Below are 19,950 nucleotides of genomic sequence, written 5' to 3'. Positions count from 1 at the left end.
CATAGCTTTTTACATCCTCCATTCTTGCGTACCTGACATTTACTTAGGCAAACTGGAATTCACCTTGGCAATTGACCGATTTTATAATTAGTTTTGATAATTTAATTTTCCCCAACACCGAAATCGAATAAGGACACATTCTTCCCTGGCGACTATTCTATTATAGAAAAAACAGATTCGTTTATTGTTGTTTTTTACAGCATTTGAGATGTAAAATTCGTCTAAGATATATATAATTAATCATCAGAATCATTACCCCAATCAAATTTACAAACAAATGATACTCCCTATAGAATATCCAAGCACATAAATCTCCGATTAGTTTTGTCACTCCTATAGATAGTGCAGTTATATCTACTTTCATTTGTTTGCTGCGGCTGCTGAAACTATATAATAGATACTCCATTTCCATAGTAAAATCAATAAAAAAAGAAGTTATCAACATTCCATTTGGGTGTCTAAACGCCACCGTAAATGACAATAGTCCCAAGAGAAAAATTGGCATTAAAAAAATCTTCTTAAAGTATACAGGCTTACATAATAGTAGGTAGGACCCCACGATTGCAGCATCTAGCCCACACCATGCAACGTGTATAAAACTAGCCGTTCCTTCAACTGTAATATCTTGGAGCAAAGCGTTTATCTCCCAAGCAAAGTTTATAAATATTGCGATTGGCGGTATATTCGTATTCCGATTTTTTACGTTATATACAATTATCAGTATATATGTAACACTCCAAAACAGACCTTGCAAAACGTCAAAATTCTGCATAAATGTCTTCCTTTCTCACTATAATGCGCAAAAAGACAACCTGTAAAGGTCGTCTTTTTGCATATGAACTCTACATCAATTAAATCCTTCTCCAGGCTTTTGTTGACCAAGGGGTGTAAATCTTCTGATCTCCAACCACTTTATAGCCCCTTACCTTGTAGTAGTAAGTTCTGCCTTTCTTCAGTTCCTTGTTATTGATATAGTTTTTCTTTGTTGTTGTCTTGAAATATGGAGTCTTTCCAAATCCAGAGTATCTCTTGGTGGATTTATATACTTCATATCCGTCCAAACCAATGTCCTCGATGTTCTTTGGAACAGTCCACGTCACCTTAATTGCCTTCTTTCCGTTCAGCTTCGTCAGCTTGGAAGTCAGCTTAATCTTTGCTCCCTGCATATTCCATTTTCATAAATGTGCTTACCTGTCGCCGGCACAACCTCGGACTCAATCAAAACTTTATCACACACACTGCACTTACTCCCAGCTGTCTTTCCATCCTTTACACAAGTTGCAGCTGTTTCTTCTATATCAACCGGTGTATGCGCTTCAGTTTTCGGAACTATCTTCTGCGCTTTTAATACAAGACCGCAAACCTCACAGTGACTGCCTTCAGTTAATCCAGTTGCAGCACAGGTTGCTTCCACAGCTTCATCAGCTACTGCCTTATGTCCCAGCTTTTCAATTACTACGCCGTTCATTTCTTTGTAGTCTTCATCAAAATTCACATGACAAGCGCTGCAAGTGTAGTGTGCAAGAATTCCATCTTCTTCGCAGGTTGCCGCTTTACCCTCTATTAGCTTACCGTAATAAGGAAAGCTTCAGATGCGCGCCCGCAAACATTGTTATCCTCAGACAATAAAACAGCCCTCTGCAAGAATCTTCCCTCGCAAAGAGCTGCGGCTACAACCTTATTCCATATCTTCCAGCCTGCCATGTTTTTCATAGCGGCTGACACGACTGATTTTATTCTCATCGTCCACGAAGATTACGCTCGGCGGATTTTCCGATGCCTCTTCCGGCGTCATCTGTGCATACGCCATGATGATGACCTTATCTCCTTTCTGCACGCAGCGAGCTGCTGCGCCATTAAGACAGATAATACCGCTTCCTGCTTCCCCTGCAATGGTATAAGTCTCAAAACGCGCCCCGTTGTTGATGTCCACAATCTGCACTTTTTCGTATTCCAAAATGCCGGAAGCTTTAAGAAGCTCTACATCCACAGTAATGCTGCCCACATAGTCAAGTTCAGCCTGCGTCACCGTTGCACGATGAATTTTTCCTTTTAACATCTCGATGTACATGATTTTCCCCCTTAGCCTTCGTAAATAAAGTTGTCGATGAGTCTGGTCTTTCCTATATAGACTGCCATAGCTACCAGCACCGGCGGCTTCATCTCAGTAATCGGTTCCACAGAAACTGCGTCTACAGCCTGTACATAGTCAATCTTTGCCATAGGTTCTGCCTCGATGACCTTTTTCATGGCGGAAACGATAGCGTCAGCAGATTTCTCACCGCTCTCTGCCATTTCGCTTCCCAGCTTTACCGCCCGTGAAAGCACCAGTGCCGCCTTGCGTTCTTCCGCGTTCAGATAAGTATTTCTGGAACTCTTTGCAAGACCGTCCGCTTCACGAATAATCGGGCAGCCGACAATTTCAATGCCAAAGTTCAAATCGCGCACCATGCGGCGAATAACGGAAAGCTGCTGCGCATCCTTCTGTCCGAAGTATGCTCTATCCGGCGTCACGATGTTGAAAAGTTTGGAAACCACCGTGCACACGCCGCTGAAATGAATCGGTCTGGACTTTCCACAAAGCTCTCCTGTGAGGGCGCGCATGTCCACAAAGGTGCAGGCGTCGTCCGCATACATTTCGGAAGGTTCCGGATTGAACAAAAGGGCTGCTCCTGCGTTTTCGCACAAGGCTGCGTCTCTATTCAAATCTCTCGGATAGCTTTCCAAATCTTCGCCTGGTCCGAACTGAGTCGGATTGATAAAATCGCTGACAACAACTCTATCGTTTTCTGCTGCCGCACGAAGAATTAAACTTTCGTGCCCTTCATGGAGAAAGCCCATGGTAGGCACCAGTCCTACGGTAAGCCCCTCTGCTTTCCAAGCCTTGACGGCCGTTCTGACTTCTTCTATGGTTTTTACGATTTTCATTCTCTTTGCTCCCTATTTTTTAGTACAATTTATTTATTACATCATCAGAAATTTTAAAAGTATGTTCTTCCGCCGGGAACGTACCTGCCTTGACTTCTTCGATATAGCCTGCAATGCCTTCCCTCATAGCTGCGCCAACATCAGCAAAACGCTTTACAAACTTTGGCTTAAAGTCGGAGAAAATTGCCAGCATATCCTGATATACAAGAACCTGTCCGTCACAGCCATTTCCTGCGCCAATACCGATGGTCGGAATAGAAATAGTCTCACTGATAATCTTTGCCAGCTTACCCGGAACGCATTCCAGCACTACTGCAAAAGCGCCTGCTTCTTCAACAGCCTTCGCCTCTTCAATCAGCTTCTTTGCTGCCTCTTCGCTCTTTCCCTGCACCTTAAATCCGCCAAAAGCATTGACAGACTGCGGGGTCAAACCGATATGGGCAACCACTGGAATAGATGCCTCTACAATAGCCTTAATCTGCGGGCAAACCGCTGCGCCGCCTTCCAGCTTTACAGCCTGACATCTGCCTTCTTTCATCAGTCTGCCGGCATTAACCACTGCATCATAGACGGAAGTCTGGTAACTCATAAAAGGCATGTCCCCAACTACCAGTGCGTTCTTAGTTCCTCTTGCAACCGCCGCAGTGTGGTGTATCATATCCTCCATGGTTACAGACAGTGTGTCCTCATATCCCAGCATAGTCATGCCCAGGGAATCTCCTACCAAAATAGTATTTACACCGACCTCATCCATCAGTTTTGCGGTAGAATAATCGTATGCTGTCAGCATAGTGATTTTATCTCCGTCCAGTTTCTGCTGCTTTAATGTTGCCACCGTGTTTTTCATTGTTCTAACTCCTTTTTCAATTTCCTGTAATCTCTACTCGGATTTTTTCGTTCTGCAATCTTAACAAGTCTTACCGACAGCGTTCTATAGGCCGGCAAAATCTCCTCGTCTAAAGATTCTGCCGCTTTAAGCGCCTTTATATGCGCCGCCACGGTTTTGTCATCTCCTCGCTCGCAAGGTCCTGTTAGGGCTTTTTCCGCCCCGAACGAGGTCACCGCCTGCGCATTGCCCAGTATCAAAGGCGCTAACGCATTCTCTGCGTCTTCCCGTTCAAAGCCGCACCGCTGTAAAAGCTGCGCTCCCATATCTGCAAGAGCAATCATCTGATTGCTGACCATGACTGCCGCTGCATGGTAAAGGGTTTTCCCCTCTGGACTGATGATTCCCACCCTGTTTCCAAGAGTTTCAAAGCACTGCCTCATCTCGTCAAGCCTCGCCGGGCTTCCTTCAATAGCAAAATATGCTTTTGGAAGTTCTTTGTAGGATTCGTACTTGCTGCTGATTGCATAAAGAGGATGAATGGAATACCTGAAGGCCCCCCTATCCTCCGCATTAAAAAAAACGGTCGATGGAATCGAACCGCTGCAATGACAAATATTCTTATCTTCAATAGGCAGACTGCGCATGTCATCCCAAATCTCACTGATACAGCCGTCGGGCACTGTAATGAAAAGGGTATCACTGTCGTTCACAATATCTGCTAAAGTTTCGTAGTATCTGCTGCCTGTAAAGGCTGCTGCGTCTTTGGCGGACGCGGGGCTTCTGCTGTAATAGCCGCTAAGGGATATACCACCCTCCGCCAGATACTTTCCCAGTGAGAAGCCGACCTTTCCGGCTCCTATAAAACCTGCTCTCATACCTATCACCTCCTGATTTTCTCGGGGAGTAGATATGCGCTAAGCTCTTCTGCCTCCAGTGTCGTTCCGTCAAAGCGGATACAGTCCAAAGACATTTCCTGTTTTAGATAAAAATTGGTATCGCTTCGGTTCATGAATGCCATCCATGTTTACTATAGCATTTTAACGCAGGTTTGTACAGTGTTTTTTGTTAGAAATACACGGCAAATACACGAAAAACGTTTAGTGATTTTCTGGGACAGACAAAGCTGACAGTTTTTTAGATTTTTGTCAGTTTTGTCTGTGTTTCTATCAAAAATCCTGACAGAGCTGACAATTATTTTTGATTTTGTCAGCTCTGTCAGGATTTCGGGTGTATTAAGATGGGGTTCTTCACGATTTGCTGACAAAATCCTGCATGCTGCTCTCATTTTGTCAGTATAGATGGCTAATAATATTTTTCATGCGTTTACCGTAGTTAGAAATACTGTATGGGTTGCTGCTGACTGCTGCAGATCGTCTGCAAATTTCTCCGGGTTAGATTCCTGTTATATTTCCAACAACACTCTCTATTTTTTGCTTTACCACAAAACAATCTAATTAAAACGAGACTGCAGCCCGGTTTAAACCAAACTGCAGTCTCTCACACTGTAATAACGATACGTCCCAGTATTCTTTCTGTTTTACACCGTTCACGTCTTTACAGTCTCGACATTTCTCTCCATTTTATGCACATCTCTTCACCCTCTTGCAGCTATTCTCTGCCCTTGCGTCTTTGACAGACCGACATTGCTGCCAGCCCGCTTCCTGCGAGCAGAAGTCCTGCAATCCAAAGAGGCAGTCCACTGCCATCACCAGTCTGTGGTACATCACCAGTCTGCGGTACAGCACCTGCCGAAGAATGATCCAGCTCTGGCACATCCGCTAAAGGCGGCTCCATTTCCGGTACATCAGCAAGCGGTGGTTCCTCATCTGGTATCTGCGGATATTCAGAAAGCGGTGGTTCCTCGTCCTCGATATCAACTGGCTCCTTCGGAATCCATGTTGCAGTATAAACCACATTTCCCGTCACAGTATCACTGATTGTAATATCCCAGCCGGCAAAGACATATCCCTCCCTTTCTGGAATACCATCTTTAAATTCCGGGGTTGTTTCCCCATAATAAAGATTTGAGTTAATCTGATCTGTAAAAACATCTTCCCCGTCTACACCATCGGTATAAATTACAGTATAAGTAATCACCGGCGGTCTCGGTTTTACTGTCTTCACAGGTTCCCAGACTGCTACATAAGTGACATCCCCTGTTACAGTTTCGCTGATTTCTTTGTCCCATCCGACAAAAGTATAACCGTCGCGAACCGGAGTTCCGTCAAATTTAGGTGTATCTTCTCCCAAACTCAGGTTCGGATATACCTGTGTTTCAAAAACTTCATCATCTTCCACGCCGTCTTCATAGGTGACAACATATGTTTTCACATCACTGCCGCCTTCATTATACGGCGAATATGGTCCACTTACGTCTGCAAAACTCTCGTTTGCAAACACTACCGTCCCTGCTAAAATAAACATAAATAGAAGGGCGGCAGAACAAAAGAATTTTTTTACACTGCTTTTAAAAAGCATCTTTTTATCACTTCCTCTTCTTTCATTATTATTTTATTACTGCTCTAAAAAAGAATTGCTTCCATTTTCCAGAGCTATTTTGAATCTGATGTGCTTAATTTTTGATTCACCGCATCAGAAATGTCGACCATTTTGCTTTCCAGATATGCGCCCGGGCACTCCGTCTTTTTTGAAAACATTTTGTGCAAAGTCAGGTTCCCTGCAGCATCACCAGTATACACCAGCTTTTGTATCCCATTACGCCTGCAGATATCTGCACACAGCGCAATAAGTTTCTCATACGCGGCATCGCTGACATGCCAATCACCGCCAATGATATCATTAGCGACCTCAATGGTAACTGCCATATCATCATTTTCCTTGCTGCTGGAGCTCCATGGACGGTTGCCTTCCTCTACATAAAGCGCCACTCTGCCGGTGCTGTCTATGGCATAGTTAGAGGAGGCTTTTCGGTCACTGGTAGAAAAATCTTTTCCTACCTGTTCCAGTGTAAAGTTACCCGCCATATGATGAATTGTAATTTTTTGTATTTTCTCGCCTCTCGGAAAATCCGCATTGGCAGTCAGCCAGATATAATCAATCATTGAACTGTTTCTTCCAATTACTTCCTGCTCTTCTGCTGCAGAAAGTTCCCGTCCTACCGTATCAGGAATGCTGGACATGAAGCGATACGCCATCAGCAATACAAAACAAGCCATGACACAAAATCCCAAAAGCAGCATCTTTTCGCCAGTATAACGCTTTTTATTTTTCATTTGTATGTTCTTTTTTCCCATGAAAATCGAGCTCCTTCTAAGTCCCTATACCACACAGCAATATACATTATATGCAAAATACAGCGCAAAACTGCCAAAAATTAGTCTTGTTACCTTTTCACTGATTACCTGCTTTTTCGCTTCATCATCCTCTGTTGTCAACATAACAAACGGCACCGCCGCCACATAAAGGAATGTCGTATCCATAAAGCTGTGCACCAGCGCTGCTGTGAAACCGCTCCTCTGTGCTGCACTCTCTTTTTTCTTGTAGTGCCGCAGTACAATAATCAGCAGCATTGCCAGCGCCACTAACCCCAGCTCTACGCCCACATGAATAAAAATATTGTGGATATGCCAGGTGTTAAAGTACTTATCGCTGTCCTGCAGATTAAGAATCCGCCACTGCTGCGGTCCCACACCCAGGATAGGATTTACAAAAAAATATCCTAAACCATTTCGCATCATACCAATCCGTTCTGCAAAAGTTGCAGTAGCGTTAGGTCTTAACAGAATTGCACCCAGTGCACCCAATGTGCCGACGCCTACCATAAAAAACGAAGTCAATGGACTTTCATTTAAAAACCGCTCTAATCGGCTCCACATCACTATGGCGATGAGACAATAAATAAACATGACCGCACAGACCCACGGCGCGTTGGTTTTGTCCCCTGCGATATAAAGAAGTAATCCTGTTCCCACACCGAATCCAACTCTGGCAAAAAGCGAGGCAATCTCATTCATGGTGTATCTCCGCAAGACTATCATAACCAAAAGTCCGATTGCCATAGACAGAAAAGATCCCATTGAAAGGGTCAGCGCAAGGGCAATCAGCAGAAGCGGTTCCGCGTAAGAAAAGACACGGTTCCACCCCCCCTCATCAGTTTTTTTGTCCTCTTTACAACTGATAGCCGCAAACCAGCCTATGATGAGAAATGTCCCAAGCGCATTGGGATTCCCAAAGACTCCACCAAGTCTGCCGGCGTCCCCCTGCAATGCATCTGCCACAAACTGCAGGATTCCCATTGCCGCAATCATGCTCATCCAGACCACACTGAGTCGTTTTAAAAGAACTCTTTCTTCTGCGGATAAATATGAAAGCAGCAAAAGCATCACTGGAAAAATCGACTGAGTCGATGCAAACCCTTTAACAAAATTCCCATAAACCGCATAGGATGAACAGGCACTCATCACATTATAAAAAATCAATGGCAGCAAGATCCACAAATCTACCTTCGCTGCAGGCTGCATCATACCCGTCATACATAAAATGATACCCACAAGTCCTATCACTAAAACAGTGCCGGTTTGACAAAGGGTCAGAATAAAGAAAGCGAGAAACAAAAGGAGCAAAGTTACATGCTCCATCCAACTGCTGCATTTTTCTTCTAAACTATTGCCCATCTTTTCTCCTCCCTGAATTATAATATGCATGCAAAAAAAGCGTACTCTTTCTTCCTCTATACAAACTGCATATAAGTGCGCCTAAAAAATATCCCAAAACTCAAATCTAATCCTCAATCTAATATATTTTATCATAAGGCAACATGGCTTTCAAGATAATTATTTTCCCTCTTCCTCGTGTTTCTTTCTCTCTTAACGAATACAGCCGGGCGTCTTACTCTTCTTGTAAGATCCCCGGCTGTACCCGCTAAATATCTAAATTACACACTTTTGATTGTTCTTCGACTTTTATACTCTGTTTTTTCTTTTCAGGCTTACTGCTGTTACTGCAGCGCCACCTGTCGCAAACAGTAATAATCCTGCCCACAAAATTAAGCTGCTGTTGTCTCCAGTCGTTGGAATGTCAGAAAGGGGTACATCAGCATCGGAAATATCTGTCATCGGCTCATCCGGCGTATCTGGCGTATCCGCAAGAGGCGGCTCTTCTTCCGGCAAATCTGCAAGCGGTGGCTCTTCTTCCGGTAAACCTGCAAGAGGCGGCTCTTCATCATCAATATCTACAGACGTATCCGCGCCATCTGTATCATCTAAATCCGGAAGTTCCGGTGTTGTGCCCGGCTCACTTGGTCCAGGCTGCTCCGGTGTTGGCACTGGAGTCGGCTCCACTGGCTTCGGCTGCTCCGGTTCCGGCGTTACACCCGGTTTTTCTGGATCAGGTGTTACAGTTGGTTCATCCGGCTGCTCTGGTGTAACACCTGGTTCTTCTGGATCAGGCGTTACAGTTGGTTTATCTGGCTGCTCTGGCGTTACACCCGGTTCTTCTGGATCTGGTGTTACAACGCCCGGTGATTCCACACTGCCATAAGAATCATATGGGTCATAAGCATCATAAGAACCATAGAGTCCCTCAATACTGTCATCTGCGAAAACAACCGTCCCCGCTATTACAAACATAAACAAAAGGGCGGCAGCGCAAAAAAGTTTTTTTAGTCCACTATTAAATACCATTTTGGTCGCTCCTTTACTTTTTTCTTATAATTTATACCTCTATTATAAACATCGCCGGTTAGTTTTTTGTTATATGGTCGTTATATAATAAAAAAATCCGGACTTTTTTTCAAAAAGTCCAGATTTTTTTTCTAACCATTTTTCAAATCTTATACGCTCTGCCACCTGACAACTTTTTTCTGAATCCATGTCACCAAGGCAGAGAGCAAAGTTACCACAAAAGCCACCACCATGATACCGGCAATAACCTTTGTGTAATTTCCGTAAGTGTTATAATTTACAATGTAATAACCCATTCCTACAGTGGAGCCCATCATCTCAGCAAAGGTCAGCATCATCACTGCTGTCGTCATGGTGACCCGAAGTCCTTTGACAATACCCGGAATAGAGTAAGGCAACAGGATTTCGAAAATCATGGAAAAGCTTTTAAGTTCCAATGACCTCGCCGAATCGATAATATTTTTGTCGATTGATTCCACAGAAATAATCGTCTTTAAAAAGGTTGGCCAAAAAATTCCAAGAATAATAACCACCACAGAGGCACTGCGAAAGCTGGGCATAAGTGCAATGACATAAGGAGCAAAGACTACCGATGGAATCGGTGCCAGCACATTCGCAATTGGGTAAAACACTTCTTTCAGCCGCTTATGCCAGCCGCAAATCAGTCCCAAAAGCGTGCCACAGGCAAGTCCTACCAGCACACCGAGCAGAAGAATTTCCATAGAAGAAAGGATTCCTACTCCTATTTCCAAATAGTCCGTCCGAAAAGCATGGAACACGTTTTCTGGTGCCGGAATCAATACGGGATGACAAAGATTCAACTTAGTCACCATGATTTCCCAAATCAGAAACAGTGCCCATAAAATGGAAATAATGTCCGACGCCGAATCTCTCTTATTCGGAAAACGGACCAGCCTGTAAAGATAATATCCCTCCATCAATGCCGCCGCGCACAAAAAAGAAACATAGCTTTCCGTTGCCTTTTGGGCAGGAAGTAATATCGTTACGATGAGCGCAAAAAGCAGCAGATGGCTGATAACAATAGACATGCGTGTTTTCTTTATCATTCGTACCACCTCGCAAGCTCCGCTTTCAGGCTCAAACAGTCCACCTGTCCCAGTTCGTCACAACAGCAGCTGTTGATCTGGCTGTCGATGTATTTTTCCTGCGCCACTTTGCCATCTTTGATAAACACGATACGGCTAGCCATAATCATAGCTTCCTCTAAATCATGGGTCACAAAAATGACGGTCTTTTTTTCCTCACCGTTTTCCCATAGCTGGTGCAAAAGCTGCTGCAGCTCTTTTCTGATCTTGGTATCCAGCGCCCCAAAAGGCTCGTCTAAAAGCAGAAAAGGTGAATCCATTGCCAGAGCTCTTGCAATGGCTGTTCTCTGACGCATGCCGCCAGAAAGCTGGTAAGGGTATTTATCTACTGCATCTGCCAGCCCTGCCTTTTCCAGAAAATAGACTGCTCTCTGCTCCATCTCTTCCTTAGAAAAACGATCCGTTTTTTTCATGGCAAAGAGAACATTTTTCTTCACTGTCATCCACGGAAACAAAGAATACTGCTGAAAGACAATAGTCCGGTCCGCTGACGGACCGGCTAGTTCTTTTTCATCTATATAAATTTTGCCTGTCTGCGGCCGGTCCAGCCCTGCTGCAAGACGCAGCAGGGTCGACTTTCCACATCCGGAGTGTCCGATTACGCAGAGGAACTCCCCGTCTTTTATATCTAGGCAAAGATCGCTGAGCACTTTACTGTCTCCCCCAGGATAAGTAAAATCCACGTGTTCAAATCTTATCATAATTAGTTATTCGCCTCAAATTCTTCTAGTAATGTTTCATAGATGTCTTTGTTTTCACCCTCGGCAATGAGGTATTTCAACGCGTCCTCATAGATGGACGTATCGATGTAATCGTTGATATCGTACTGAGTATTTGCATCGATATCACCGTTAGCTTTCATAACTTCATAGAAATCAGCTACTTTTTTCTTGTTCGGATCAAGAGATACCTTCATGGCATTCTTATATGCGTCAGTGCCGTACATAATCGCCTCTACATAGGCGGCATCCTGTCCGGAATATTTAACCAATGCTTCAATGCTGGCTTCTTTATCGTTTAAGAAAGTGGCGTATCCCCTCAGCGCAGCCATTTCAAACCTTACCAGCGCATCTCTCTTGGTTTCGATTGCTGTTCTTGATGTAGTCTGTCTGCAGCAAGGGAAATCACTTTCAAAGTCACCCACCTGGAAACCAATATGTGCGCCGGTCTGTTCTGCAACATAACCGTAACCGCTGTTTACCATACCAATATCCACTTCACCTTTGTTCACCGCTTCAACGATAGACTGGGAAGAATCCAAATAGATAAACTCTGCATTAACCCCTGCTTCTCTGAGAAGACCTTTCATAATCATATGACCGGTTTCCATTCTGAAACAGCCGAATTTCTTTCCTTCAAACTGAGAAAGCTCTGTATACTTCTCGTCACCCTTTACGATACCTTCGCTGCCCTCAGAAATGGTTCCGCCAAAGATAACAACATCAGTACCCTGAGAAATAAATGAACAGCTAGGAATTGAACCAAACGGTAAAATATCCAGTTTATCCATGCTGACAGCAGTCAGACCGTCCGGCAGAGAATTAATCTTCTCAAACTGCACATCAATACCGGCTTCGTCAAAATATCCCAGCTCCTCTGCAATTATAATGCAAGCAGTTTTAATGTCCTTACCAATCATGCCGACCTTCAAGGTTACAACTTCTTCTGCTTCACCAATCTTCTCGCCTTCATCGCTTCCGCACGCTGTTAAAGCCAGTGCAGAGCAAATCATTGCCAGGCAAAGAATCACAGATAATATTTTCTTTTTCATCACTTGTTCCTCTCTGTTTCTTTATTAGACTTCATCAACTACAAGTGATGGTACTATGACTTTTCAAAAAAATCAATAGGACTAAGTCAACTACTCGAAATTCTCCAAAAGATAGAAAAAATTCTACCAAAACCGACTTGCCGCTTCAAAAAGAGCCTCTCTTTCCTCTTCGCTAGCTCCCATTCTCCGGCAAATATCCGTCAGCTCCTCTTTTGAAAAGACAAAACCGTCTTCTGTGCAGAGCTTTGTAAACTGGTCTTTTCTGATACCGGTCTGTCCGAAAGACATCTCACCGGAGGTGATTTTTCTATCGTACAGCCGGAAAAATAATTGTTTGAATGTCATGCTTTCTCCCTCCATTTCTATTCACTTCTTCTGCTATTCTGCCTAACGCCTGAAATAAATTCTCGCGTTATGGAAAATCACCATTTGTCTCACATAAAAAAATCCTAAAATACGCAAAATTTTCGCAGCGAATTAAAAGCAGCCCTTAGCTTCAATTTATCTAAAAAACATATAAATCATCATTTTTCCACAGTCAGAAAACAACTATCTGGTGATATGCCTCAGATCTTTTCTTTTTTCATCACCGTCTTCTTCCTTGTAAAGAAAGAAGACAGTTTGTCCGGCGCACCTGAATCGAATGAACCTCTTATAAAATCGCCTCGTCAAGAATAATAGTAAAAGGACCGTCGTTGAGCAGGGATACTTTCATCTCTGCGCCGAATTCTCCGGTTTCCACCACCGGCACGACCTTTCTGCATTCTTCCACAATGTAGTCGTAAAGGGCTTCGGCTTCCGCCGGTGCGCCGGCGTCCACAAAGCTGGGGCGGTTGCCCTTTTTGCAGTTTGCGTAAAGGGTGAACTGGGATATGAGCAAAAGCTGACCGTCTACATCGGCAAGAGACAAATTGGTCTTGCCGTTTTCGTCTTCGAAGATTCGAAGCCCCAGTAGTTTCTTGATGTACTTGTCCGCAATTTCTTTGGTATCTTCTTTCCCTACGCCGATTAGCACCAGAAACCCTTTGTCAATTTTTCCCTTTATCTGATTATCTATAGTCACCGCCGCCTCCGTGACACGCTGAATTACAAATTTCATGTTTTTTCCTCCGTGTAAAATAAAATAGTCAATCTCTCAGACCTCTAAAACAATATAACCTGTTTCATCAAAATCATCAATACTGTTTTGTATTTTTTATTACATCATTCTCCCGCTTTGAAGTTGTACAGTGGTTTCAGTCTATCTAACGTATTTCACATGTCTGAGTTTTCTTCGTCAGGAAATAGGATTCGCATATAATTCCGCCGTGCATATAAAATACGGTCAATGTAAATGTCCTGCCCTGAAATGCGATAAAAGATTAAATACATGCCGATTACTAAAAAACGGTATTCACTTTCTGTATCAATGATAGATGACAAAGATGCGCCAATTTCTGCAAAGTCCTCTAACCTACTCACTTTATTAATAATTTTATCAACCGTTTTTGCTGCCGCATCCACGCTACATAAATCAAAACTGATATAATCCCAAATCTCATCAAGATCTTTCAATGCTTCTGGTGAATAGTGCAGTTTATTTCCCATTTGCTCTCATCTTGAAATGTGCTTTCACATCATCGGCCGAAAGCCATCCCTTTTCCTCTCCCGAATTCTTACCCCGCGCAAGCTCGTTCATCAAAGCTATGGTTGCCTGCATTTTTTCAAAGTCCCGCATATCCACAATCGCATAGCGGCCTCTGCCATTTTTGGTAAGAAAAACAGGCGCGCCAACCGAAACGTCTCGCAGTACTTCACTGTAGTTTCGCAAGTCGGAAATCGGTTTAATATTTGGCATATAAATCAGCTCCTTTCATCGCTTTCATCATACACTATTTTGCTGTAAAATTCAACAGCAAAAATTACAGCAACTAGAGTAAGAGCATAAAATGCCTAAAGAGCGTAAAATGTCAAGAACATTGGATTTTCATACTTAAACAGCGCACCCAATTATCGCCGGGTGCGCTGTTTCAATACATATTTACTTTTACAGCTTTCCTATCTCAAATCAAACTCCGGATTAATTGCATAGAAATTTTTAGAATCCAGATTATCCTGAACAATTCTCAGCGCTTCACCGAACCGCTGATAATGTACAATTTCTCTCTGGCGCAGGAAACGAATTGGATCCAGTACGTCAGGATCATCTACCATTCTCAGGATATTGTCATAAGTTGTTCTGGCTTTCTGTTCTGCCGCCATATCTTCATGTAAATCCGTAATGGCATCACCCTTTGATGCAAAGCACAATGCATCAAAAGGGAATCCTGCCGCTGCCTGGGCATAAACGCCAGAAGTATGGTCTACGAAATATTCCTGAAATCCAGCTTCTTTTATCTGATCCATGGTCATATTCTTGGTCAGCTGATGCACAATAGTGGCTACCATTTCATAATGCCCGATTTCTTCACTGCCGATGTCGGTAAGCACCGCTGCAACTTTTCTGTACGGCATAGAGTAACGCTGGGACAGATATCTGAGCGACGCAGCGATTTCACCATCGGGTCCGCCATATTGGCTGATAATAAACTTCGCCATGGCCGGATTTGGATTTTTGATTTTTACAGGGTATTCTAATTTCTTCTCATAAGTCCACATACTAATCCTCCATTTCCCACGGCCAAGGTGTTTCTACCCATGCCCAGCCGTTATCGGTGTTGGTATCCTGCGCAGTCAAAGGACCAAACTGCTGCTCATACTCTTCCACAGCCTGCAGATACCGCATTCTTGTACTCGCATAAAAATCCAGTGCTTCCCTGTTGGTCGGGTGGGTATCAAGGAACAGTCCTGTATCAATCAGTGCAAAGTCATACATCTGCACCTGTCTCATTGCTTCTTCTCTCGTCATCTTCTCATACCTCCCTGTGCGCCCAGAAACGGTAAATTCAGGTCAGGGAAAATCGTTCCTGCCTTCAGACCCTCTTCGTATTCATACGGATTCTGCCATCTCTGCCAAGGCACATATGCCATAGCAAGCATCATTTTCTGCTGCGGCGGCTGCACACTGCAGTTCTGACAGCTGTCATCGTACAGACATGGCATACATGCAGATGTCTGCGGCGGTCTCGATGGCTGTGACGGCTCTGACGGCTGCGGTGGTTGTGGTGATGGCGCAACAGGTCCCTGCGGCGGCGTCGGCGGCGTTTCATCGCAAGCCGGTTTATCGCAGTCACAAGTGCCGCAAAGGTCCGATTCGCCTAAAATAATCGGCATACCAATATAAGGCTCCATTTTATTCAAAAGAAAAACCCCTTTCACAGTAAGATACTTTATACTATGTCAGGGATTCTTCTTTTGTGACTATTTTTTCGCTTCAGGTGCAGGAGCAATCTCCTTCAGAATCTTTTTACATGCCAGCATTTTTGCATAGCTTTCTACCGCCATGGTCAGTGCCAGCTCAGCAAGACTTTCCTTGCTTTCTTCTTCGCAAAGCCTGCTTGCTGTCTCCGTAAAAGTTTCATCTAAAATCTCAAGATATTGGTCGTAAAATGTTCGGATATCGCTGTGCTCCATCTCCTTCTCCAAAAGGGCTCCCGTCTCACTGACACTGAGCACCTGTTTTAAAAGACAGATTGCCGTCAGATAGGCAAGATGTTCTCTGCTGTACCGCTTTCCCTTTGCCCTTGGAAGCAGCCCATGTTTCACATAATTATTAATCATAGCTGCAGTCAAACTCTCATCGCCTAAAGGCTCAAGCCCGATATGTTGCCTGCTCATATAGCTGATGACCTGATCCATATAAAGATCAATATCCGGAATCTGGTCCCAGCCCTCAGGACGCATATTCTTTAGCTGCTCTTTAAATAGCTTTAATTCTTCCATTCCGTTTCTCCATATCGTGTTTCGTCATTTTCATTATTTTATTTCACTATATTTTAAAACGTTTATAAGAATTTTGCAAGATATTTTACAGCTTGCTCATGACGTAATCGGCAAACTCTTTGCAGGTAGCCCCAGAAGCAAAGCCAGTTACCACTACTTTCTTCTCTTTTTCGCTGCATTCTTCCAGTACGGCTGCCAGCCTGTCTGCCTTAGCTGTCAATCCGATGTGCCGAATCATCATTTCTGCAGCCTTGAAAATACTGGACGGATTGGCATAATCGCCAAGACCCTCCTCTATCATTCTCGGTGCGCTGCCATGAATAGCTTCAAACATAGCATATTGGTCGCCCATATTTGCGCTTCCTGCAGTACCTACGCCTCCTTGAATTTCTGCTGCTTCATCGGTGATGATGTCACCGTAAAGATTTGGCAGCACAAATACCTGAAACTGATTTCTGATATCCTTGTTCACTAAGTTAGCAGTCATAATATCGATGTACCAGTCGTCCGCTTTGATGCCTGGATATTCTGCCGCCACCTCATGACATATTCTAGTAAAATTGCCGTCCGTCTTTTTCATGATATTTGCCTTGGTCACAATTGCTACACGGTCTTTTCCATTTGCCTTGGCATATTCAAAGGCAGCCTTTGCAATTCTGCGGGTTCCAGGCTCTGTAGTTACTTTAAAATCCATCGAAAGCTTGCCAGGCACTTCAACGCCCCGGCTTCCCAAAACGTACTCGCCCTCCGTATTTTCTCTGTAGAAAATCCAGTCAATCCCTTCTTCTGGTACTTGCACTGGGCGAACGTTAGCATATAAATCTAATTCTCTGCGAAGAGTAACATTGGCACTTTCCAAAGTGCCGCCCTTTGGTGTAGTAGTCGGTCCTTTGAGCAGCACATCGCAGGATTTAATTTCTGCAAGGACATCTTCCGGCACAGCTTTTCCAAGAGCCATTCTGTTCTCAATAGTCAGGCCGTCAATTTTTTTCAGCACAATACGTCCTTCTGCGATTTCCTCAGCCAGCACCTTGTTCAGAAGTCTATCTGCCTGCTCCATGATAATAGGTCCTATTCCATCACCACCAACAATGCCAATGGTTATTTTCTCCATAGACGTAAAATCCTTAGGTACACTGCTGGTTTCCATTTTTTCTGTTCGCGCAAGCTGTTCCAAAAGCAGTGTACGAAACTGCTCGCAGGCTTTTTCAATATATGTATCCATCTTATTTTCCCTCTTTTGCTACGTATTTCAAAAGGCTCCCTGCCTTTAGAATTTCTTTCTGTCTCTGTGTAAAATTGCATTCCAGCGGAATTTCCTCACCGGTAGACAGGTTCGTCAGTGTAATCTTTCCGCTGTCCATACCTGCATAGATATCCGAAAGTTTCAGCTTATCCCCTTGAGACACTTTATCGTAATCCTCAGGATTTTGAAAGGTCAGCGGCATAATACCGGCATTAATGAGATTCGCAGCGTGAATTCGAGCAAAACTCTTAGTAATGACAGTGCGAACCCCCAGATAAAGTGGAACCAGCGCAGCATGCTCTCTGGAAGAACCCTGCCCATAGTTGTTTCCGCCTACGATGATACTCTCTCCCGCCGCCTTTGCTCTTTCCGGGAAGGTTTCATCGCACACACCGAAGCAGTACTGAGACAGGTGCGGAATGTTGGAGCGGTACGGCAGAATCTTTGCGCCTGCCGGCATAATGTGGTCTGTGGTGATGTTATCGCTAACTTTAAGCACCAACTCTGCTTCCAGACTGTCCTCCTGAGGTTTGCTGCTTGGAAAAGCCTTGATGTTCGGTCCTCGTAGAATCGGAAGTTCCTTTGCCTCCTCAACTGGTGCAGGTGCAATAATCGCACTATCATCAATTTTAAAGGCATCCGGCATAACAACTTCCGGCATCTCCCCAAGAAGCATAGGATCTGTAATCTCGCCGGTCAGTGCCGCTGCAACGGCGGTTTCCGGAGAAACCAGATATACTTTTCCATCGGCTGTGCCGGAACGCCCTTCAAAGTTTCTATTAAAAGTTCTAAGAGATACGCCGCCGGAATTTGGCGAAAATCCCATGCCGATACATGGTCCGCAGGCACACTCCAGTACTCTTGCACCGCTGGCTAAAATATCCGACAAAGCGCCGCAGTCAGCCAACATTGTCAGCACCTGCTTGGAGCCTGGTGAAATAGACAGACTTACCTCCGGTTTGATAGTCTTGCCTTTCAGCATAGCAGCCACTTTCAGCATGTCATACAGTGAAGAGTTAGTGCAGGAGCCAATGCAGACCTGATCCACCTTGGTACCTTTCAGAGTATGTACCGGCACTACATTATCCGGACTGTGAGGACATGCAATCATCGGCTGCAGCGCAGACAAATTAATGTCGATGATACGGTCGTACACTGCGTCAGAATCGCTGGAAAGAGGCATATAATCTTCTTCTCTGCCCTCCGCCGCCAAAAATGCGCGGGTTACCTCATCAGACGGGAAGATAGATGTGGTTGCGCCTAGTTCTGTGCCCATATTGGTAATAGTAGCTCTTTCCGGTACAGACAGAGTTTCTACGCCTGGACCTGCCCACTCAATGATGGCGCCTACGCCGCCCTTTACGGACAGAATACGCAGAATTTCCAGACTAATATCCTTTGCAGTCACAAAAGGATTCAGCTTTCCGGTCAAATTCACCTTGTACATCTTTGGCATGGTGATATAATAAGCGCCGCCGCCCATAGCAACTGCCACATCAAGGCCGCCCGCACCCATGGCGAGCATGCCGATACCTCCGCCTGTCGGCGTGTGGCTGTCAGATCCAATCAGAGTCTTGCCCGGTTTGCCAAAGCGCTCCAGGTGCACCTGATGACAAATGCCGTTGCCCGGTCTTGAAAAGTACAAGCCGTACTTCTTTGCCATAGACTGAATGAATCTATGATCGTCAGCATTTTCAAAACCAGACTGCAACGTGTTATGGTCAATATAGGCAACAGAAAGCTCCGTTCTGACTCTGGGAATGCCCATGGTCTCAAATTCCAGATAAGCCATGGTGCCAGTTGCGTCCTGCGTCAGAGTCTGGTCTATTTTCAGTGCTATTTCACTGCCTGGTGTCATATCTCCGCTGATTAAATGTTCTTTAATGATCTTCTGTGCTATTGTCAGTCCCATACTGTTCGTTCACCTCCATGATATTGTTGTATGCGTGGTCAATATGCAAAAGCATAATAGTTTCAATCTTATCACCATCTTTATCTGCAATGGCATTATAAAGAGATTTGTGCTCTGCTACAGACGCCACAATCCTGTGGGATTTTTCCAGAGAAAGCCGTCTAAACTTCATCATCTTGTGATGGATTGGAGACAGGATCGTCTCAAAAGTCACACTGCCGCATTCTCTATAAAGGATATCGTGAAACTCCGTATCCAGGTCCCTCACCTTGATGACGTCACCTTTCTGGGCAAAAAATTCCTGCTGCTCTACATTTTCTTTCAGCGCTGCAAGCCCCTCTTCGCTGATATTCTCTGCCGCTCTTCTCGTTGCGATGATTTCGATTCTGCGTTTCACTTCAAACAAGTCTTTGACATCATTTTCTGTCACACCTACAACTACAGTCCCCTGGGGAGAATCTTTAATCAGCTTCTCGTGGGCCAGCTTTGCCATAGCCTCTCTGATTGGCGTTCTGCTGACACCCAGTTCCTCAGAAAGTCTGGTCTCACTGATGATTTCCCCTGGCGCATAAGTGCCGCTCAAAATGTTGTATTCTAATCTATCATAAACCTGATTTGCAAGAGAAATAGTCTTATATTCAATCATGGTAAGCCT

Annotated in this window: 25 protein-coding genes; all 25 read right to left on the bottom strand. The window is 44.4% G+C overall.

Annotated elements, in window-relative coordinates; translation table 11 throughout:
- Positions 1 to 181: 181 nt before the first annotated feature.
- The 25 genes from D1151_RS09445 to D1151_RS09325 all read right to left on the bottom strand — a co-directional run bounded on the left by D1151_RS09445 (position 182) and on the right by D1151_RS09325 (position 19,941).
- Complete coding sequence (locus D1151_RS09445) at positions 182 to 772, bottom strand: hypothetical protein (protein ID WP_161908733.1); 591 nt, start codon at positions 770 to 772, stop codon at positions 182 to 184.
- A 79-nt stretch (positions 773 to 851) separates the two neighbouring features.
- Positions 852 to 1,166 (bottom strand): hypothetical protein, encoded by a 315-nt coding sequence (locus tag D1151_RS09440; RefSeq protein ID WP_160200633.1) that lies wholly within the window; start codon positions 1,164 to 1,166, stop codon positions 852 to 854.
- A complete protein-coding gene (locus D1151_RS09435; protein ID WP_161908732.1) occupies positions 1,142 to 1,495 on the bottom strand; it encodes a hypothetical protein in 354 nt (117 codons plus the stop codon). The genes D1151_RS09440 and D1151_RS09435 overlap by 25 nt, the downstream gene beginning before the upstream one ends.
- A gap of 183 nt (positions 1,496 to 1,678) precedes the next feature.
- The gene (gene panD / locus D1151_RS09430) at positions 1,679 to 2,071 is read right to left on the bottom strand and encodes an aspartate 1-decarboxylase (RefSeq protein WP_160200635.1); all 393 of its coding nucleotides are present in this window, start codon (positions 2,069 to 2,071) and stop codon (positions 1,679 to 1,681) included.
- 11 nt (positions 2,072 to 2,082) lie between these two features.
- On the bottom strand, positions 2,083 to 2,928 hold the full coding sequence (gene panC / locus D1151_RS09425) for a pantoate--beta-alanine ligase (RefSeq protein ID WP_161908731.1): 846 nt from the start codon (positions 2,926 to 2,928) through the stop codon (positions 2,083 to 2,085).
- A 19-nt stretch (positions 2,929 to 2,947) separates the two neighbouring features.
- Positions 2,948 to 3,775 carry a 3-methyl-2-oxobutanoate hydroxymethyltransferase gene (gene panB, locus D1151_RS09420; protein ID WP_160200637.1) on the bottom strand — a complete coding sequence of 276 codons (828 nt, stop codon included), beginning with the start codon at positions 3,773 to 3,775 and terminating at the stop codon, positions 2,948 to 2,950.
- Positions 3,772 to 4,632 carry a Rossmann-like and DUF2520 domain-containing protein gene (locus D1151_RS09415; protein WP_161908730.1) on the bottom strand — a complete coding sequence of 287 codons (861 nt, stop codon included), beginning with the start codon at positions 4,630 to 4,632 and terminating at the stop codon, positions 3,772 to 3,774. Before D1151_RS09415 ends, panB begins: the two co-directional genes overlap by 4 nt.
- Before the next feature lie 733 nt (positions 4,633 to 5,365).
- The gene (locus D1151_RS09410) at positions 5,366 to 6,235 is read right to left on the bottom strand and encodes an InlB B-repeat-containing protein (protein ID WP_207708621.1); all 870 of its coding nucleotides are present in this window, start codon (positions 6,233 to 6,235) and stop codon (positions 5,366 to 5,368) included.
- Positions 6,236 to 6,309: 74 nt separating this feature from the next.
- Positions 6,310 to 7,011 (bottom strand): peptidoglycan recognition family protein, encoded by a 702-nt coding sequence (locus D1151_RS09405; protein WP_161908728.1) that lies wholly within the window; start codon positions 7,009 to 7,011, stop codon positions 6,310 to 6,312.
- A 24-nt stretch (positions 7,012 to 7,035) separates the two neighbouring features.
- Positions 7,036 to 8,391, bottom strand: a complete 1,356-nt coding sequence (locus tag D1151_RS09400) for an O-antigen ligase (RefSeq protein WP_161908727.1) — start codon at positions 8,389 to 8,391, stop codon at positions 7,036 to 7,038.
- A gap of 288 nt (positions 8,392 to 8,679) precedes the next feature.
- Positions 8,680 to 9,399, bottom strand: coding sequence for a hypothetical protein (locus D1151_RS09395; protein WP_161908726.1), 720 nt, complete (start codon positions 9,397 to 9,399; stop codon positions 8,680 to 8,682).
- A 149-nt stretch (positions 9,400 to 9,548) separates the two neighbouring features.
- Positions 9,549 to 10,466, bottom strand: coding sequence for an ABC transporter permease (locus D1151_RS09390; RefSeq protein ID WP_161908725.1), 918 nt, complete (start codon positions 10,464 to 10,466; stop codon positions 9,549 to 9,551).
- Entirely contained in the window at positions 10,463 to 11,206 is a 744-nt protein-coding gene (locus D1151_RS09385; protein WP_161908724.1) for an ABC transporter ATP-binding protein, read from the bottom strand. The genes D1151_RS09390 and D1151_RS09385 overlap by 4 nt, the downstream gene beginning before the upstream one ends.
- 2 nt (positions 11,207 to 11,208) lie before the next feature.
- Positions 11,209 to 12,276: an ABC transporter substrate-binding protein gene (locus D1151_RS09380; RefSeq protein WP_161908723.1), complete on the bottom strand. Its 1,068-nt coding sequence runs from the start codon at positions 12,274 to 12,276 to the stop codon at positions 11,209 to 11,211.
- A gap of 123 nt (positions 12,277 to 12,399) precedes the next feature.
- Positions 12,400 to 12,621, bottom strand: coding sequence for a hypothetical protein (locus D1151_RS09375; protein ID WP_160200646.1), 222 nt, complete (start codon positions 12,619 to 12,621; stop codon positions 12,400 to 12,402).
- Positions 12,622 to 12,928: 307 nt separating this feature from the next.
- The gene (gene dtd / locus D1151_RS09370; RefSeq protein WP_160200647.1) at positions 12,929 to 13,375 is read right to left on the bottom strand and encodes a D-aminoacyl-tRNA deacylase; all 447 of its coding nucleotides are present in this window, start codon (positions 13,373 to 13,375) and stop codon (positions 12,929 to 12,931) included.
- A gap of 155 nt (positions 13,376 to 13,530) precedes the next feature.
- Complete coding sequence (locus D1151_RS09365; protein WP_160200648.1) at positions 13,531 to 13,863, bottom strand: type II toxin-antitoxin system RelE/ParE family toxin; 333 nt, start codon at positions 13,861 to 13,863, stop codon at positions 13,531 to 13,533.
- Positions 13,853 to 14,113: a type II toxin-antitoxin system prevent-host-death family antitoxin gene (locus tag D1151_RS09360; protein WP_160200649.1), complete on the bottom strand. Its 261-nt coding sequence runs from the start codon at positions 14,111 to 14,113 to the stop codon at positions 13,853 to 13,855. The genes D1151_RS09365 and D1151_RS09360 overlap by 11 nt, the downstream gene beginning before the upstream one ends.
- 200 nt (positions 14,114 to 14,313) lie before the next feature.
- Complete coding sequence (locus tag D1151_RS09355; RefSeq protein WP_161908722.1) at positions 14,314 to 14,913, bottom strand: manganese catalase family protein; 600 nt, start codon at positions 14,911 to 14,913, stop codon at positions 14,314 to 14,316.
- A 1-nt stretch (position 14,914) separates the two neighbouring features.
- Positions 14,915 to 15,163 (bottom strand): spore coat protein CotJB, encoded by a 249-nt coding sequence (locus D1151_RS09350; protein ID WP_160200654.1) that lies wholly within the window; start codon positions 15,161 to 15,163, stop codon positions 14,915 to 14,917.
- Positions 15,160 to 15,546, bottom strand: a complete 387-nt coding sequence (locus D1151_RS16895; RefSeq protein ID WP_243150976.1) for a spore coat associated protein CotJA — start codon at positions 15,544 to 15,546, stop codon at positions 15,160 to 15,162. Before D1151_RS16895 ends, D1151_RS09350 begins: the two co-directional genes overlap by 4 nt.
- A 69-nt stretch (positions 15,547 to 15,615) precedes the next feature.
- On the bottom strand, positions 15,616 to 16,137 hold the full coding sequence (locus D1151_RS09340) for a DUF1836 domain-containing protein (RefSeq protein WP_160200655.1): 522 nt from the start codon (positions 16,135 to 16,137) through the stop codon (positions 15,616 to 15,618).
- An 85-nt stretch (positions 16,138 to 16,222) separates the two neighbouring features.
- The gene (locus D1151_RS09335) at positions 16,223 to 17,362 is read right to left on the bottom strand and encodes an isocitrate/isopropylmalate family dehydrogenase (protein WP_161908721.1); all 1,140 of its coding nucleotides are present in this window, start codon (positions 17,360 to 17,362) and stop codon (positions 16,223 to 16,225) included.
- 1 nt (position 17,363) lies between these two features.
- Complete coding sequence (locus D1151_RS09330; RefSeq protein WP_160200657.1) at positions 17,364 to 19,295, bottom strand: aconitate hydratase; 1,932 nt, start codon at positions 19,293 to 19,295, stop codon at positions 17,364 to 17,366.
- The gene (locus D1151_RS09325) at positions 19,264 to 19,941 is read right to left on the bottom strand and encodes a GntR family transcriptional regulator (RefSeq protein WP_160200658.1); all 678 of its coding nucleotides are present in this window, start codon (positions 19,939 to 19,941) and stop codon (positions 19,264 to 19,266) included. The genes D1151_RS09330 and D1151_RS09325 overlap by 32 nt, the downstream gene beginning before the upstream one ends.
- Positions 19,942 to 19,950: the final 9 nt, after the last annotated feature.

It is taken from the genome of Emergencia sp. 1XD21-10 (assembly GCF_009936045.1).
In the GTDB taxonomy this organism is placed as follows: domain Bacteria; phylum Bacillota; class Clostridia; order Peptostreptococcales; family Anaerovoracaceae; genus Senimuribacter; species Senimuribacter intestinalis.
This window is presented reverse-complemented; position numbering and strand designations above follow the sequence as displayed.

Excerpts from the sequence above, each read along its gene's own strand:
- D1151_RS09375 (WP_160200646.1), bottom strand. The coding sequence starts at position 12,621 with ATGACATTCAAACAATTATTTTTCCGGCTGTACGATAGAAAAATCACC.
- panB (WP_160200637.1), bottom strand. The coding sequence starts at position 3,775 with ATGAAAAACACGGTGGCAACATTAAAGCAGCAGAAACTGGACGGAGAT.
- D1151_RS09440 (WP_160200633.1), bottom strand. The coding sequence starts at position 1,166 with ATGCAGGGAGCAAAGATTAAGCTGACTTCCAAGCTGACGAAGCTGAAC.
- D1151_RS16895 (WP_243150976.1), bottom strand. The coding sequence starts at position 15,546 with ATGGAGCCTTATATTGGTATGCCGATTATTTTAGGCGAATCGGACCTT.
- D1151_RS09380 (WP_161908723.1), bottom strand. The coding sequence starts at position 12,276 with ATGAAAAAGAAAATATTATCTGTGATTCTTTGCCTGGCAATGATTTGC.
- panD (WP_160200635.1), bottom strand. The coding sequence starts at position 2,071 with ATGTACATCGAGATGTTAAAAGGAAAAATTCATCGTGCAACGGTGACG.
- D1151_RS09355 (WP_161908722.1), bottom strand. The coding sequence starts at position 14,913 with ATGTGGACTTATGAGAAGAAATTAGAATACCCTGTAAAAATCAAAAAT.
- D1151_RS09385 (WP_161908724.1), bottom strand. The coding sequence starts at position 11,206 with ATGATAAGATTTGAACACGTGGATTTTACTTATCCTGGGGGAGACAGT.
- D1151_RS09350 (WP_160200654.1), bottom strand. The coding sequence starts at position 15,163 with ATGACGAGAGAAGAAGCAATGAGACAGGTGCAGATGTATGACTTTGCA.
- D1151_RS09325 (WP_160200658.1), bottom strand. The coding sequence starts at position 19,941 with ATGATTGAATATAAGACTATTTCTCTTGCAAATCAGGTTTATGATAGA.
- dtd (WP_160200647.1), bottom strand. The coding sequence starts at position 13,375 with ATGAAATTTGTAATTCAGCGTGTCACGGAGGCGGCGGTGACTATAGAT.
- D1151_RS09405 (WP_161908728.1), bottom strand. The coding sequence starts at position 7,011 with ATGGGAAAAAAGAACATACAAATGAAAAATAAAAAGCGTTATACTGGC.
- D1151_RS09360 (WP_160200649.1), bottom strand. The coding sequence starts at position 14,113 with ATGCCAAATATTAAACCGATTTCCGACTTGCGAAACTACAGTGAAGTA.
- D1151_RS09445 (WP_161908733.1), bottom strand. The coding sequence starts at position 772 with ATGCAGAATTTTGACGTTTTGCAAGGTCTGTTTTGGAGTGTTACATAT.
- D1151_RS09400 (WP_161908727.1), bottom strand. The coding sequence starts at position 8,391 with ATGGGCAATAGTTTAGAAGAAAAATGCAGCAGTTGGATGGAGCATGTA.
- D1151_RS09395 (WP_161908726.1), bottom strand. The coding sequence starts at position 9,399 with ATGGTATTTAATAGTGGACTAAAAAAACTTTTTTGCGCTGCCGCCCTT.
- D1151_RS09330 (WP_160200657.1), bottom strand. The coding sequence starts at position 19,295 with ATGGGACTGACAATAGCACAGAAGATCATTAAAGAACATTTAATCAGC.
- D1151_RS09340 (WP_160200655.1), bottom strand. The coding sequence starts at position 16,137 with ATGGAAGAATTAAAGCTATTTAAAGAGCAGCTAAAGAATATGCGTCCT.
- panC (WP_161908731.1), bottom strand. The coding sequence starts at position 2,928 with ATGAAAATCGTAAAAACCATAGAAGAAGTCAGAACGGCCGTCAAGGCT.
- D1151_RS09335 (WP_161908721.1), bottom strand. The coding sequence starts at position 17,362 with ATGGATACATATATTGAAAAAGCCTGCGAGCAGTTTCGTACACTGCTT.
- D1151_RS09390 (WP_161908725.1), bottom strand. The coding sequence starts at position 10,466 with ATGATAAAGAAAACACGCATGTCTATTGTTATCAGCCATCTGCTGCTT.
- D1151_RS09365 (WP_160200648.1), bottom strand. The coding sequence starts at position 13,863 with ATGGGAAATAAACTGCACTATTCACCAGAAGCATTGAAAGATCTTGAT.
- D1151_RS09415 (WP_161908730.1), bottom strand. The coding sequence starts at position 4,632 with ATGAGAGCAGGTTTTATAGGAGCCGGAAAGGTCGGCTTCTCACTGGGA.
- D1151_RS09410 (WP_207708621.1), bottom strand. The coding sequence starts at position 6,235 with ATGCTTTTTAAAAGCAGTGTAAAAAAATTCTTTTGTTCTGCCGCCCTT.